The organism is Pantoea sp. Lij88 (genome assembly GCF_030062155.1).
GTDB lineage: Bacteria > Pseudomonadota > Gammaproteobacteria > Enterobacterales > Enterobacteriaceae > Pantoea.
This window is the reverse complement of the sequence record NZ_CP118269.1, coordinates 3,076,627-3,090,597: the sequence shown is the minus strand read 5'-3', so window position 1 is coordinate 3,090,597 and position 13,971 is coordinate 3,076,627. Positions and strand designations below refer to the sequence as shown.

The window sequence follows — 13,971 nt, the reverse complement described above, 5'->3', positions numbered from 1 at the left end:
CAGCTCACCTTCCGGCAACGCATGCTGAGATAACGCAAGTGAAAAGGAGCCGGACTGATGAGCGCTAAACAATATGACAACCTGACTGATTCCCAACTCACCCTGATGGCGCAGCAGGCGCTGGCCAGTTATCCCGCCGCCCTGCAGGGACAGCTCAGCCTGCTGTGCCGATCAGAGAACGCCACGTTCCTGCTGCAGGCGGCAGGACGGCGTTATGCGCTGCGGCTGCATCGCGGCGATTACCATCAAAAAGCGGACATCGTCAGCGAACTGCTGTGGCTCGACGCGCTGCGCGAAACCGGCATTATGGTGCCGGAAGCGGTGCCGGACAAAACGGGCGAAACCGTGCTGACGCTGCGGCTGCCGGATGGCGGTGAACGCTACGTGGTGCTGTTTCACTGGATCGAGGGGGAGATGCCTACCACCGACGTCGATCCCCGCGCTTTTCAGCAGCTGGGCCAGATTACCGCGCGGCTGCATCAGCACAGTAAACAGTGGCAGGCACCTGCGGGTTTTCAGCGGATTATCTGGGATCACCACACCATGACCAGTAGTGAGAGTCACTGGGGACGCTGGCAGGACGCGCCGAATCTGAACCCCGCCGATCACGGCGTGGTGGAGCAGGCGATAAGCCAGGTCGGTGCGGCGATGGCGCAGTTTGGCAAGGGATCGGATCGCTATGGCCTGATCCACGCCGATCTGCGGCTGACCAATCTGCTGCTGCACAAGGGCGAAACGCGGGTGATCGACTTTGATGACTGCGGGCTTGGCTGGTATCTGCACGATCTGGCGGCGGCGATCAGTTTTGTTGAGCATCATCCACGCGCGCCAGAGTGGATCGATCACTGGATCCGCGGTTATGAAAAGGTGGCACATATCAGCGATGCGGAGATGGCCATGCTGCCCGCGCTGCTGATCCAGCGGCGCATCCAGCTCACCGCATGGGTGGGATCGCATGCCGAAACTGAAATGGCGCACAGCCTCGGTCCGGAGTGGGCCAGCCACTCGGTCCGTCTCTGTCGCCGTTATCTGGAAGGTCAGCAGCTGCCGGTCGGCGTCTGATGCACCAGCGGCGGGCGTCACTGCGCCGCCGCAGTGCCGGATCCGATGCCCGCGCGCATTCTGGCCCGCCCGCAGGCGGCGCGGCGGGCATCCGGGACCTGGTATGGAATTTGCTCTGATCTCAGGGACGGGTGATCCACCCGAATTCTGACTGAGGCGACCATGAATCCGACACTGATAAAGCCTGATGCGTTTGCGGCCTGCTCGGCAGCGGCGGGGGCAGGCAATCACGGCGTGCTGGCGGCGGCGGCGACCGGCCTGAGCGACTTTATCCATACCCAGGGTGGCGATGTTGATCGCATCTTCGGCATCAGCGGCATCGATCCGGAACGCCTGGCCAGCCCGACGCTGAGCCTGGGTCTGGTTAACTACTGTCGGGTGCTGGAAGAGGCGGCGCGTCACTCCGGTTTTGATAACTTCGGTTTGCACTACGGCAGGCAGTTTAAACCGCAGTCATTAGGCCTGATCGGCTACATCGGCTTGTGCTCCGACACGCTGGAACAGGCGTTGCACAATGTGGTCAATGCCTTTCCATGGCATCAGCACGACACCTTAACCCGGCTGGTGGATAAGGGAGAGTGCTGGCGGCTCGACTATCAGGTGCGGCACGGCGCGATCCTGTCGCGCCGTCAGGATGCCGAGCTGACGCTGGGGATGTTTATGAATCTGATCCGCCATGTGGCGGGCAGGCACTGGGCACCGCGCGAAGTCCATTTTGAACATCCGCGTCCCGGCCAGTGGCACGATCACTGCAAAGTGTTTGATGCGCCGGTCTGGTTCGATCAGCCGTTTAATTCGCTGGTGATCCCGAAACGCGATCTGCTGCGTGCGATGCCGGAGAGCGATCCGATCCTGTTGATGGTGATGCAGGATGCGATCCGGCGGCTCAACCGCGGGACGTCTCAGCAGAGCATGATCGAGCAGGCACGTTCTCAGGTTAATTTATCGCTGATGCAGGGTGAGCCGGTGCTGGAAGAAGTGGCCGATAAACTCGGGCTGTCGAGCTGGTCACTGCAGCGACGGCTGCGCGAAGAGGGCAGCAGCTTTACCGCGCTGGTGGATCAGGTGCGCTGCGAAATGGCGACACACTATCTGCAGCAGAAGCAGCTGCCGATTTCAGAGATGGCGCTGCTGCTGGGCTACTCCGAAGTCAGCGCGTTCTCACGCGCGTTTCGCCGCTGGTTTGGCATCAGTCCGCGCCAGTGGCGTCAGGAAGGTCTCGCCAGCTAACCGCGCGGCGCAAAGCCGAACCACGCCGGTTGCCCCGGCTCCGGTGGCGGCGGCAGATCGCGGGTCTGCGCCACCAGTTGCCAGGCGCGCAGGCAGAGCGCTTCATCCCCCTGAGTCTGCGTCACCGCATAATGTCGGCTGTGCTCCTGCCACTCCATCCGGACCAGACATTGCTGACCGGCATAACGCGCCGCATCAGTAAACTGCCTGTTCAGCACCGGCTGCATTTGATAAGTCCAGTGACAGGATTTGCTGTCAGGGTCTTTCGCGGGCTGACACAGGTTTGCCACGCTATCCCGTTGCTTAGTCACAGGTTGCTGACAGGCGCTGAGCGAAAACCCAATAATCACCCCCAGCAATATTCTCATCTTTATATTAATTAAATTCATTTAACTGGCCAACTTTCCTTAAAGTTCTTCCGGTCTGCTGCCGACAGTCTACAGACCGGCATCATGAATGCTATGGCATTACTCCGACTGTCGACAGAACCAGAATTTACCGCCCTTGCGCGGATGACGTCTCTTTCACTTCATGGATTAGAAATGCAGAAAAAATATGCCTTTGCGGCACTCTCCCTGTTAACGGCGTTGCTGACCAGCGGCTGTGCCACCGAATCGTCCCATGCTATTCAGGCCCCGCAGGTTCGCGCGGCCAGTCAGCCGGTTTACCAGGGCGTTCGCAGCCCGATTGCGGTGGGTCAGTTTGATAACCGCTCCTCGTACATGAACGGCATCTTCTCTGATGGCGTCGATCGGCTGGGCAATCAGTCTAAAACCATTCTGATTACTCATCTGCAGCAGACCAGCCGTTTCAGCGTACTGGATCGCAGCAACCTGAAAGAGTTACAGCAGGAGTCGGACTTTAAACGCAGCCAGCAGAATATCAAAGGCGCGAACTACATCATCACCGGTGATATCACCGAGTTTGGCCGCAAAGAAGTGGGCGATCAGCAGCTGTGGGGCATTCTGGGCCGCGGCAAAACGCAGGTCGCCTATGCCAAAGTGAATCTGAACGTGGTGGATGTCACCACTTCAGAAGTGGTCTACAGCGCCCAGGGTGCAGGCGAGTACCAGCTTTCGGCGCGTGAAGTCATCGGCTTTGGCGGCACCAGCAGCTATGACTCAACCCTGAACGGCAAAGTTATGGATCTGGCGATTCGCGAAGCGGTCGATCATTTAGTGGATGGAATCAACAACGGCGCATGGCGTCCGGCTAAATAAGGAAGCAGTAAATGAAGATGATGACACTGAGCAGCCTGCTGATTGCAGCGGCGCTGCTGGCCGGCTGTGCGCCAAAAGCGCCGAAGACGATCTACTACTGGGGCGATTATCAGCAGCAGGTTTATAGCTACTATCAGCCAGGCAGCGATCCGCTGAAGCAGATCGATGCGCTGAATCTGGATATCGAAAAAGCCCGTGCCGTTAACCAGCCGGTTGCGCCTGGCCTGCATGCCCAGCTGGGTCTGCTCTTTGCCAAAACCGGCGACACCAATAAAGCCTTTGATCAGTTCGCCATCGAGAAGCAGCTGTTTCCCGAATCGGCACCTTACATGGATTTTCTGATGAGTAAAAAACAAGGAGTGGTTCAGTGAACAAACTGATTGCCCTGAGCGGCGTGCTGATGGTGTTGCTGCTGACCGGCTGTGCGCACCCGAAAAAACCTTATGACTACAGCGCGTTCCGTGCCAGCAAGCCCGCCTCGATTCTGGTGTTGCCTGCGGATAATAAATCCCCGGATATCAACGCCGCTCATAGCCTGAACTCGCTGGTGACGCGTCCGCTGGCCGAAGCCGGTTACTACGTCTTCCCGGTGGCGGTCGTTGAAGAGACCTTTCAGCAGAATGGCGTGACCAGCGCCACTGACGCCCAGGCTGTCAGCGCGAAGCGTCTGAATGAGATCTTCCACGCCGACAGCGCGCTCTATATCTCGATCAGTGAATATGGCAGCAGCTATCGGGTCATTGACAGCGTGACGACCGTGACGGCCCAGGCACGGCTGGTGGATCTCCGCAGCGGCAAAGAGATCTGGCAGGGTAAGGCCACTGCCAGCGACAGTGAAGAGAACAACAATAATAATGGCGGACTGGTGGGGATGCTGGTGAACGCGGCGATCAAACAGATTGCCAGCAACGTCACGGATAAAGCGCACACCGTGGCCGGACTGACCAGCGATCGTATGCTGGCCCAGAACGAGCAGGGCGGGTTACTGACCGGCCCACGCTACACGCTGGTTAGCGCCCGCTGATCAGACTCAGACGGGCGCTCTGGCGCCCGTTATCCCTGCGGCAGTTCCAGCTGGCTGTAACCTAATCCATTCATTTTGCGCACTTTGATCTGCACCGGGATGCGCTCTTTCATCGCTTCCACATGGCTAATCACCCCGATGGTTTTGCCGCTGGCGTTAAGCGCGTCCAGGGCATCCAGCGCGGTGTCCAGCGTCTGAGCATCCAGCGTGCCGAACCCCTCATCCAGAAACAGCGATTCGATGCGCGTTTTATGGCTGACCAGATCCGATAACGCCAGCGCCAGCGCCAGACTCACCAGGAAGCTCTCGCCACCTGACAGCGTTCGGGTATCGCGCGCCGCATCGGCCTGCCAGGTATCCACCACATCCAGCTCCAGCAGATCCTGCGCCCGGCGCTGCAGCAGATAACGGCCATGCAGCCGATCGAGCTGACGGTTTGCGAGCGCCACCAGGTGATCCAGCGTTAAGCCCTGGGCGAAGCGCCGGAATTTATCGCCGGTTGCGGAGCCGATCAGGTCGTTGAGCCGACTCCACTGTGCCAGCACCACAACATCCTGTTCAATCTGCGTCATCAGGCTCTGCTGCCGCGCACGCAGGCTGGCATCGCTGTGCAGCTGCTGCTGAATCTGACCCTGCTGACTGGCGTTGTCGCGCAGCGCCAGCCGTAACTGTTCCAGCTGCTGCGCCAGTGCGTCTGCGGATTCCGGCATCGCGTCGGGTTTCGCCTGCTGATGGGTACTGAGCCGCTGACGCAGATCTGTCAGACGGGCCTGCTGCTGCTGGCATTGCTGATCGAGCTGCTGCAGCTGCTGACGCAGTTGCAGCGCGGTCTGCTCATCCAGCAGCGCCGCGCGCAGGCTGGCTTCATCCGCGAATCCGGCGCTCTCCAGTGTCTGCTGCAGGGCGCTTTCCGCCTCAGCCAGTTTGCCGCTGAGCGTCTGCCGCTGATTGTCCAGCCCCGACAGCTCACCCTGCAGGCGACTGACCTCGGCCTGCGCCTGCTGCAGGGCAGTGAGCTGCTGCGCCAGCTGTTCATCTGACTGCTGAACGCGGGCCTGCATCTGCTGACGGGCGAGAGTGACCTCGCGATCGCCAAACAGCGCCAGACGGGCACGACGCATTTCGTTGAGCTGTGTCTGGCTCTGCTGTTGCTGCTGTTGACGGGTCGCGAGCTGCTGCTGTTCCTGCTCTGCCTGCTGTTGCAGGGCGGTGAGCTGGGTTTCACCTTTTAACAGCTGCGGCTGCAGGTTAGCGAGCAATTGCTCACTCTCCTGCCAGCGCTGCCAGCGCCGCTGCTGTTCCGCCAGCCAGGTATCGCGATCGGCGGCATCCGGTAACGTCAGGTTGTGGTCGCTGAACTGCTGCGCCAGACGACTCTGCAATTGCGCCATGGCCTGCTGTTCCTGCTGCTGACGCTGCTGCAGCGCATCCAGCGCCTGCTGCAGGCTGGTCAGCGACTGCTGCGCCAGTTGCTCTTCCTGCAGATGTTGCTGCCAGGCCTGCGACTGCTGAAGATGGTGATCTTTCGCGGCCTGACGCGCCTGTTCGGCAGCTTCCTGTGCCTGGCGCTGCTGCTCAAGCTGGCTTTCACGTTCGTTTTGCTGCTGCTGCCACGCGGCTAACGCCTCACGATCGGCGATGGAGAAGGTAAGTGCCAGCTCACCGCTCAGCCCCTGCCATTGCTGCTCAAGCTGGTCGAGCTGACGCTGCGTCTCGACGATTTCATCGCGCAGGGTCTGCTGCTGCACCAGGGACTGCTTCAGCTGTTCGCCTTTTGCCGTGCCCGCTTCGCGCAACGCGTCTGTCTGCTGTTGCAGGGCCGCCCGGCGCTGCTGGTTAGCACTCACTTCCAGTGTGCTGTAGGCCTCGACGGCGGGATGGGTGCAGGAGCCGCACAGCGGGCAGGGCTGATCGGCGGTGAGCCGGGCGCGATAATCGCTGAGAGCGACAATCTGCTGCTCCAGCGCACAGATTTTTTCGACGTCATCCAGCTGCTGCTTTTCGCGTTTCCACGTCTCGCGCAGGCTCTGGAGTTCCGCTTCACTCTGCTGATGCGCTTTTTCCAGCGCAGTGAGCCGCTGCTGGCGCTGGCCCAGCTGCTGGTGCAGCGGCTGCCACTGCGTTGAGAGCAGCAGCAGTTGCTGACGCGCCGGACGGCTGCTCTGCAGCTGGCTTAATGCCTGCCGCAGTGCAGCAGGTGGATGCTGTTCATGAAGCGAAGTAAGCGCCTGCTCCGCCTGCAACAGCGCCTGGCGGGCCTGTTGCTCTGCCAGCTGGCGCGGTTGTGCCTGCTGTGCCTGCTGTTGCTGTTTCGCCCGCTGCGCGTCGATCTGTTGCTGCTGCTGTTCGCATTGCTGTGTCAGTCCCGCCAGCGTCGCCTCACGCTGTGCCAGCAGGGAAAAGTTCTCCTGCCATACCGGCAGTGAAGCCCCCCAGTGCGCCAGATCGGCAAGCTGCTCACGTAACCGATGCTGTTCAGCCATCGCCTGCTGCCAGGCCGTGACCTGCCGTTTCTGCTCCGTCAGGCTGGCCTGTGTCTGGCGGGCATGCTGCTGGAGACGGCTGTTCTCCTGCTGCTGCTCCGCAAGGTGCTGCTGCAACGTACTGATTCGCTGATCCAGCGGCAGCACCTGTTCCGTCAGCAGGTTCTCCTGCTGCTGCTGTTCCTGCAGCGCCTGCTGGCGAGCCGTCTGGCTGGCGGCGTAATTCTGCTGATGCTGCTGCTGTTGGTTCTGCGCCTGCTGCGCCGCCGCGGTAAGCTGCTGACAGCGGCTCTCAACCTGCTGCTGTTCGGTGCGCAACGCGTCGCGCTGCTGCAGTCTGACCCGCAGCTTTTCAGCCGGTTCGCTGCGAGCCAGCCGCTGGCGATCCGTCTCTGCCGCCTGCGATGCGGCGTGGGCCTGCTGTAGTGCCGCTTCAGCCTGCTCACTCTCCTGCTGTAGCTGCTGCGCCTGCTGCTGCCACTGTTGCTGTTGCTGCGCCTGTTGATAGTGGGCGCTGAGCTGCTGTTCCGCGTCGGTCAGATCGGTGAGCTGCTGATGCAGCGCATCGCGCGCGTCGCTCTCCAGCAGCGCCATCGCACCCGCCTGGCTGCGCAGCAGATCCAGCTGGGTTTTTGCCTCTTTGTGGCGCTCGTAGATAGCGGCGGAAATCAGGCCGTAAATTTCGGTGCCGGTCAGCTCCTCCAGCAGTTCGGCGCGCTCACTGGCTTTGGCGTTGAGGAAGGCGGCAAACTGGCCCTGTGACAGCATCATCGAGCGGGTAAAGCGTTCGAAATCAAGCCCGGAGAGGGTTTCGATCATCTTCAGCTTGTCACCGACTTTATCGGCAACAATGAGGTTGTCGGCGCAGCGTGCCAGCTCAACGCGCGGTGCCTGCAGCTTGCCGTCGGCGGTGCCGCGCGCACGGTTCTGGCTCCAGAAGGCCCGCCAGGCTTCGCCTTTGATCTCAAATTCGACTTCCGCCAGACATTCGGCGCAGTCGCGGGTCATCAGCGCATTCTGGCTCTGGGAAATGGCGCCCAGGCGCGGCGTCTGGTGATAGAGGGCCAGGCAGATCGCGTCCAGCAGGGTGGTTTTACCGGCCCCGGTGGCCCCGGTTATAGCGAACAGGCCGTTGCTGGCAAAAGGCTCGGCGCGGAAGTCGATGAACCATTCACCGCGCAGGGCGTTGAGGTTTTTGAACCGTAGCGTGAGGATCTTCATTGGGTCTCTTCCATGGCGGCCAGCGTCTGGCGGAACAGGGTGGTCATCTCGTCGATTTGCGCCGGTTGCAGCTCCTCATCCAGCGCCAGCCGGCGGGCAAAGACCTCCTCCACCTTCAGTTCACTCAGGGTCTCGTTGTCGAGGCGCGCCAGGCTCTGCTGCCGCTGTTCACGGCTGCGGCGCAGCAGCAGGACTTCGACCGGCAGCGTGGCGGTCAGGGTTTCGACCTGGCGCTGCAGATCGCTGAGGTACTCCTGGGTAGTGACTTCGATATCGAGCCAGGTCGGCTTCTCCTGCTCTGTCGTGCTGAAGGCGGTTAACTGCGCCGCAATCTGCGCCAGCGATCCTTTCAGCACCTGCATGGGTTGCGACTGCGGCACGACCAGCGGCGTGACCGATTGCAGGCCGCTGGCCGCCAGCTCCAGCAGGAAGACGCTCTTTTCGGTGCCCAGCTCATCAAAGCTCAGTGGAATCGGCGAGCCGCTGTAGCGGATATGCTCGCTGCCCGCGACGCGCTGGGCGCGGTGAATATGGCCCAGCGCAATATAATCCGCCGCCGGAAAGGCGCTGGCCGGAAAGGCATCCAGCGTGCCGATATAGATGTCGCGCACCGAATCGCTCTGGCTGACGCCGACGGTGGTGAGATGACCGGTGGCGATAATCGGCAGCGCATAGTCCAGCGCCTGGGCGGCGGCGAAACGCTGCTGATAGTGATGGGCAATGGCCTCCAGCAGCGAAGTCTGTTTGTCGCGTCCCGACTGACCTGCCCGGCTGCGCAGGATGTCGCGCGGCCGCAGATAGGGAATGGCGCACAGCAGCGCGCCCGGTTCACCCTGACGGGTGCTGAGCAGCAGCACATCTTCCTGCTCCTGCGGGGTGGCGATCACCCGGGTGTTGAGACAGGCGAGCAGCTCGCGCGACTCATTCAGCGTCGCCACGGAATCGTGGTTTCCCGCCAGCACAATCAGCTGACAGCCGGTGGGCTGCAGCGCCACCACAAAGCGGTTAAACATCTCGCGGGCGTAGCTGGGCGGCGTGCCGGTATCAAACAGATCGCCTGCAATAATCAACGCATCCACCTGATGCTGTTCAATCTGGATCAACAGCCAGTCGAGAAACGCCTGATGTTCGGCTGCCCGACTTTTGTTGTAAAAGAACTGCCCCAGATGCCAGTCCGCAGTATGAATGATGCGCATGATGAGTCCCTGCCGTTGTGATTCGCCCGGCGATTATACTGGCTCTGCCGCCAAAGCAAAAAATTGTCGCTGCGCTGTCATAAATGATTACCAACGGCGTTACAGGCAGGTTATGTTTTTCATAAAAGTGTCACAAATCTGACGCATAATGGCGCCGCGAATCTCAGTGACAGCCGTCATAATCAGCAGGAGTAATAATGGCTAAGCGCATTTTGGTTGTGGAGGATGAAGCCCCCATCCGTGAAATGTTGTGTTTTGTTCTGGAGCAGAACGACTATCAGCCAATCGAGGCGGAAGATTATGACAGCGCCGTTGGCAAGCTGATTGAACCCTGGCCCGATCTGATTTTACTGGACTGGATGTTACCCGGTGGCAGCGGCATTCAGTTTATCAAACATCTGAAACGCGAGGCGATGACCCGCGATATTCCGGTGATGATGCTTACTGCGCGCGGTGAAGAGGAAGATCGGGTGCGCGGCCTGGAAGTGGGCGCCGACGATTACATTACCAAGCCGTTCTCACCCAAAGAGCTGATGGCGCGGATTAAAGCGGTGATGCGCCGTATTTCGCCGATGGCAGTGGAAGAGGTGATTGAGATGCAGGGACTGAGTCTGGATCCCTCCTCACATCGCGTGATGTCCGAAACCACGCCGCTGGAGATGGGCCCTACCGAATATAAGCTGCTGCACTTCTTTATGACTCACCCGGAACGCGTTTACAGCCGCGAACAGCTGCTGAACCACGTCTGGGGCACCAATGTATATGTGGAAGATCGCACTGTCGATGTTCACATTCGCCGTTTACGTAAAGCGCTGGAAGTCTCCGGCCACGATCGCATGGTACAAACCGTCCGTGGAACAGGGTATCGTTTCTCTGCCCGCTACTAAACGGAGCCTTTACCGTGCTGGAACGCCTCTCCTGGAAGAGATTACTGACAGAACTGCTGCTGGCCTGTCTGCCTGCGGCGCTGCTGGGCCTGCTGTTTGGCGGCTTGCCCTGGTGGCTGCTGCTGAGCGTGGTCATCGTGCTGTTATGGCATTTCCACAATCTGATGCGGCTGTCGCACTGGCTGTGGCTCGACCGCACCATGACGCCACCGACCGGGCGTGCCAGCTGGGAGCCGCTGTTTTATGGTCTTTACCAGATGCAGCTGCGCAACCGGCGTCGGCGGCGTGAACTCGGTAATCTGATTAAGCGTTTCCGCAGCGGTGCCGAGTCGCTGCCGGATGCGGTGATCCTGACCACGGAAGAGGGCACCATTTTCTGGTGTAACGGCCTGGCGCAGCAGCACCTGGGTCTGCGCTGGCCGGAAGATAATGGCCAGAACATCCTCAATTTGCTGCGGTATCCGGAGTTCTCCCGCTATCTGCGCCAGCGCGATTTCGACAAGCCGCTGACGCTGGTGCTGAATAACAAACTTCATATGGAATTTCGCGTCATGCCCTACAGCGAGGGGCAGTGGCTGCTGGTGGCGCGTGACGTAACGCAGATGCATCAGCTGGAAGGGGCACGCCGCAACTTCTTTGCCAACGTCAGCCATGAGTTACGCACACCGCTCACGGTGCTGCAGGGCTATCTGGAGATGATGAACGACTCGGTGATGAGCGAGCCTTCGCGCAGCAAAGCGCTGCACACGATGTCGGAGCAGACCCGCCGCATGGACAGCCTGGTGAAACAGCTGCTGACGCTGTCGCGCATCGAAGCCGCACCGGCGATCGATCTGAAAGAGAAGGTCGATGTGCCGGTGATGCTGAAGCTGCTGCAGCATGAGGCGGCGACGCTGAGTGGCGGTCGTCACGATATCCATTTCCACACCGATCCCCATCTGAAAGTGTTCGGCAACGATGAACAGCTGCGCAGCGCCATCTCCAATCTGGTTTACAACGCGGTGAATCATACGCCGGACGGCACCCGCATCGATATCAGCTGGCTGCGCGGCAAACAGGGTGCCACCTTCCGGGTGTGCGATAACGGGCCGGGTATCGCCTTAGAACATATTCCGCGTCTCACCGAGCGTTTCTACCGCGTCGATAAAGCGCGTTCGCGCGCCACCGGCGGCAGCGGACTGGGGCTGGCGATTGTGAAACATGCCCTGAGCCACCATAACGCGCGGCTGGATATCACCAGCGTGCCGCATAAAGAGACCTGTTTTACCTTTACGCTCCCCGCAAGGTTGATTGTCAGCAGCGTGATGCAGGAGAATGCCGTTCATTAATCGCTGCCGGATCTCCCTGATGCGCCTCCTTCTTTTGTTGATCGTCTCTCTGCTGCCGGGCCTGGCTCTGGCCCAGCCCGGCACACTCTCCGGCAATCTCAGCAGCGTCGGATCCGATACCCTCGGCTATCTCATGACCCTGTGGGGCGAAGATTTCAGTCGCCAGGCACCGGGCGTGAATGTGCAGGTTCAGGCCTCCGGTTCGTCTACCGCGCCCACCGCGCTGGCGGCAGGCGCCGCACAGCTCGGGCCGATGAGCCGCCCGATGCAGGCCGATGAACGGCAGGCGTTTGAGGCGCGCTACGGCTATCCGCCGCTGGCGGTGCCGGTAGCAATGGATGCCCTGGTGGTGGTGGTGAATCAGCGCAATCCGCTGCAGCAGATTGAACCGCGTCAGCTCGACGCCATCTTCTCTATTACCCGCCTGTGTGGCGTACATAGCGTGCCGCTGCGCTGGGGCGATCTCGGTTTAACCGGCGCGCAGTGGAACAAACGCCCCATTCAGCGCTATGGCCGTAACTCCGCCTCCGGCACCTGGGGTTTCTTCAAACAGCAGGTGCTGTGCAAAGGCGATTTCCGCAGCGACGTGGCGGAGTTTCCTGGCTCGGCCGCAGTGGTGCAGGCGGTGGCCGGTAATGCGCGCAGCATCGGCTACGCCAGTTTTGGCTTTCATCTCAGCGGCGTAAAAATGCTGGCGGTGATGAACGATCAGGGCCAGGCGATTGCTCCGGATGCGGATGCCATCCGCAGCGGCCGCTATCCCTGGGCGCGTCCGCTCTATCTGTATGTCAATAAAGCGCCGGGCAAACCGCTGCAACCGCTGGTCGCCGCGTTTCTGCAGCAGGTGCTCTCTCCACAAGGACAGCGTCGGGTCAGCGAAGCCGGCTATCTGCCGCTCTCAGACAGCCAGATGGCGCAGGCGCGCGCCGCGCTGCGCTAATCCCGAAGTTGAATTTTTTTCATCATCGCTGAATTTTCTTCAGTTGCAGATGAGCGCGGCGCATGCCACTCTGTGCCCAGACATGTAGCCATCCAGATGGCTATTTATATCAGGATGCAATTATTTCCTGCCGTCATTACCGGCAGGAGAGACAGGAGTGATCATGCAAAGAGAAACCGCCCCGTTCCGTGCCGATACCGTTGGCAGCTTCCTGCGTCCCGCTGCGATTAAGCAGGCGCGTGAACAGTTTGCTGCCGGAGAGATTGATGCGGCTGCCCTGAAGCAGGTTGAAGATGATGCGATTCGCGATGTGGTGGCGAAGCAGCGTGAAAATGGCCTGAAAGTGGTCACTGACGGCGAGTTTCGTCGCGGCTGGTGGCACTTCGACTTCTTCTATGGCCTTGACGGTGTAGAAAGCTATGAAGCGGAGCAGGGCATCCAGTTCAATGGCGTGCAGACCAAAGCGCATGGCGTGAAAGTGGTGAGCAAACTCGGTTTCCCGGCGGATCACCCGATGCTGGCGCATTTCCGCTTCCTGCAGAGTATTGCCGGTGATGCGGTGCCGAAGATGACGATTCCCAGCCCCAGCGTGCTGCACTTCCGCGGTGGCCGCAAAGTAATCGATTCGGAGGTCTATCCCGATCTGGCGGACTACTTTGACGATCTGGCGCAGACCTATAAAGCGGCGATTAAGGCGTTTTATGACGCGGGCTGCCGCTATCTGCAGCTGGATGACACCGTGTGGGCTTACCTCTGCTCGGAAGATCAGAAGCGCGATATCCGCGCTCGCGGCGACGATCCGGATCAGCTGGCACAGACTTACGCCCTGGTGCTGAATAAAGCGCTGGAGGATAAACCTGCCGATCTGACTGTGGGTCTGCATGTCTGTCGCGGAAACTTTCGCTCAACGTGGATCTCTGAGGGTGGCTACGGCCCGGTGGCAGAGATCCTGTTCGGCAGCGTCAACGTGGATGCGTTCTTCCTGGAGTATGACAACGCCCGTTCCGGCGGCTTTGAGCCACTGCGATACATTAAACCGGGTCATCAGCAGGTGGTGCTGGGCCTGATCACCACCAAGGTAGGTGAGCTGGAAGATCCGGCGCAGGTGAAAACCCGGCTGGAAGAGGCGTCGCAGTATGTCAGTCTGGATCAGATCTGCCTCAGCCCACAGTGCGGCTTTGCGTCAACCGAAGAAGGCAACAGCCTGAGCGAAGCGCAGCAGTGGCAGAAGATTCGCCTGGTCGTCGATATCGCGAATCAGGTCTGGTAGTGCTGTAACGTTGTGCAGACAGGCGCGTAAAACGCGCCTTTTGTGTATCTTCGGGCCCGTTTATGCGGGGATTTCTCACGCTCTGTTTACTATTTAGGCACATCATCTTG

Annotated in this window: 12 protein-coding genes; 9 read left to right on the top strand and 3 right to left on the bottom strand. The window is 60.2% G+C overall.

Going from position 1 to position 13,971, the window contains the following annotated elements; translation table 11 throughout:
* Positions 1–57 precede the first annotated feature (57 nt).
* Both PU624_RS18360 and qhpR read left to right on the top strand, forming a co-directional pair.
* Complete coding sequence (locus PU624_RS18360; RefSeq protein WP_283546118.1) at positions 58–1,062, top strand: phosphotransferase enzyme family protein; 1,005 nt, start codon at positions 58–60, stop codon at positions 1,060–1,062.
* Positions 1,063–1,224: 162 nt separating this feature from the next.
* Positions 1,225–2,292, top strand: a complete 1,068-nt coding sequence (gene qhpR / locus PU624_RS18355; protein WP_283546117.1) for an AraC-like transcriptional regulator QhpR — start codon at positions 1,225–1,227, stop codon at positions 2,290–2,292.
* Here qhpR and PU624_RS18350 read toward each other — a convergent pair.
* Positions 2,289–2,681, bottom strand: coding sequence for a cell envelope integrity TolA C-terminal domain-containing protein (locus tag PU624_RS18350; RefSeq protein WP_283546116.1), 393 nt, complete (start codon positions 2,679–2,681; stop codon positions 2,289–2,291). The genes qhpR and PU624_RS18350 overlap by 4 nt on opposite strands.
* Before the next feature lie 153 nt (positions 2,682–2,834).
* Between PU624_RS18350 and PU624_RS18345 the strand changes: the two genes are divergently transcribed.
* From PU624_RS18345 to PU624_RS18335, 3 genes are read left to right on the top strand one after another with little or no spacing between them, the layout of a single operon-like run.
* Complete coding sequence (locus PU624_RS18345; protein WP_283546115.1) at positions 2,835–3,512, top strand: CsgG/HfaB family protein; 678 nt, start codon at positions 2,835–2,837, stop codon at positions 3,510–3,512.
* An 11-nt stretch (positions 3,513–3,523) separates the two neighbouring features.
* Positions 3,524–3,883 (top strand): DUF4810 domain-containing protein, encoded by a 360-nt coding sequence (locus PU624_RS18340; protein WP_283546114.1) that lies wholly within the window; start codon positions 3,524–3,526, stop codon positions 3,881–3,883.
* On the top strand, positions 3,880–4,536 hold the full coding sequence (locus tag PU624_RS18335) for a DUF799 domain-containing protein (RefSeq protein WP_283546113.1): 657 nt from the start codon (positions 3,880–3,882) through the stop codon (positions 4,534–4,536). The genes PU624_RS18340 and PU624_RS18335 overlap by 4 nt, the downstream gene beginning before the upstream one ends.
* Positions 4,537–4,565: 29 nt before the next feature.
* Here the strand turns inward: PU624_RS18335 and PU624_RS18330 are convergent, their stop codons facing one another.
* A complete protein-coding gene (locus PU624_RS18330; protein ID WP_283546112.1) occupies positions 4,566–8,240 on the bottom strand; it encodes an AAA family ATPase in 3,675 nt (1,224 codons plus the stop codon).
* Positions 8,237–9,436: an exonuclease subunit SbcD gene (sbcD, locus tag PU624_RS18325; RefSeq protein ID WP_283546111.1), complete on the bottom strand. Its 1,200-nt coding sequence runs from the start codon at positions 9,434–9,436 to the stop codon at positions 8,237–8,239. Before sbcD ends, PU624_RS18330 begins: the two co-directional genes overlap by 4 nt.
* Positions 9,437–9,633: 197 nt before the next feature.
* Between sbcD and phoB the strand changes: the two genes are divergently transcribed.
* The 4 genes from phoB to PU624_RS18305 all read left to right on the top strand — a co-directional run bounded on the left by phoB (position 9,634) and on the right by PU624_RS18305 (position 13,861).
* Positions 9,634–10,323, top strand: coding sequence for a phosphate response regulator transcription factor PhoB (gene phoB, locus PU624_RS18320; protein ID WP_003852491.1), 690 nt, complete (start codon positions 9,634–9,636; stop codon positions 10,321–10,323).
* 14 nt (positions 10,324–10,337) lie between these two features.
* Positions 10,338–11,651, top strand: coding sequence for a phosphate regulon sensor histidine kinase PhoR (gene phoR, locus PU624_RS18315; protein ID WP_283546110.1), 1,314 nt, complete (start codon positions 10,338–10,340; stop codon positions 11,649–11,651).
* Between the two features lie 19 nt (positions 11,652–11,670).
* Complete coding sequence (locus tag PU624_RS18310; RefSeq protein ID WP_283546109.1) at positions 11,671–12,591, top strand: PstS family phosphate ABC transporter substrate-binding protein; 921 nt, start codon at positions 11,671–11,673, stop codon at positions 12,589–12,591.
* A gap of 163 nt (positions 12,592–12,754) precedes the next feature.
* Positions 12,755–13,861, top strand: a complete 1,107-nt coding sequence (locus tag PU624_RS18305) for a cobalamin-independent methionine synthase II family protein (RefSeq protein WP_283546108.1) — start codon at positions 12,755–12,757, stop codon at positions 13,859–13,861.
* Positions 13,862–13,971: the final 110 nt, after the last annotated feature.

What these genes read in the sequence shown, in the direction of transcription:
- PU624_RS18310 (WP_283546109.1), top strand. Translation starts at nt 11,671, where the DNA reads ATGCGCCTCCTTCTTTTGTTGATCGTCTCTCTGCTGCCGGGCCTGGCT.
- phoB (WP_003852491.1), top strand. Translation starts at nt 9,634, where the DNA reads ATGGCTAAGCGCATTTTGGTTGTGGAGGATGAAGCCCCCATCCGTGAA.
- PU624_RS18360 (WP_283546118.1), top strand. Translation starts at nt 58, where the DNA reads ATGAGCGCTAAACAATATGACAACCTGACTGATTCCCAACTCACCCTG.
- PU624_RS18345 (WP_283546115.1), top strand. Translation starts at nt 2,835, where the DNA reads ATGCAGAAAAAATATGCCTTTGCGGCACTCTCCCTGTTAACGGCGTTG.
- PU624_RS18305 (WP_283546108.1), top strand. Translation starts at nt 12,755, where the DNA reads ATGCAAAGAGAAACCGCCCCGTTCCGTGCCGATACCGTTGGCAGCTTC.
- PU624_RS18330 (WP_283546112.1), bottom strand. Translation starts at nt 8,240, where the DNA reads ATGAAGATCCTCACGCTACGGTTCAAAAACCTCAACGCCCTGCGCGGT.
- qhpR (WP_283546117.1), top strand. Translation starts at nt 1,225, where the DNA reads ATGAATCCGACACTGATAAAGCCTGATGCGTTTGCGGCCTGCTCGGCA.
- sbcD (WP_283546111.1), bottom strand. Translation starts at nt 9,436, where the DNA reads ATGCGCATCATTCATACTGCGGACTGGCATCTGGGGCAGTTCTTTTAC.
- PU624_RS18340 (WP_283546114.1), top strand. Translation starts at nt 3,524, where the DNA reads ATGAAGATGATGACACTGAGCAGCCTGCTGATTGCAGCGGCGCTGCTG.
- PU624_RS18350 (WP_283546116.1), bottom strand. Translation starts at nt 2,681, where the DNA reads ATGAATTTAATTAATATAAAGATGAGAATATTGCTGGGGGTGATTATT.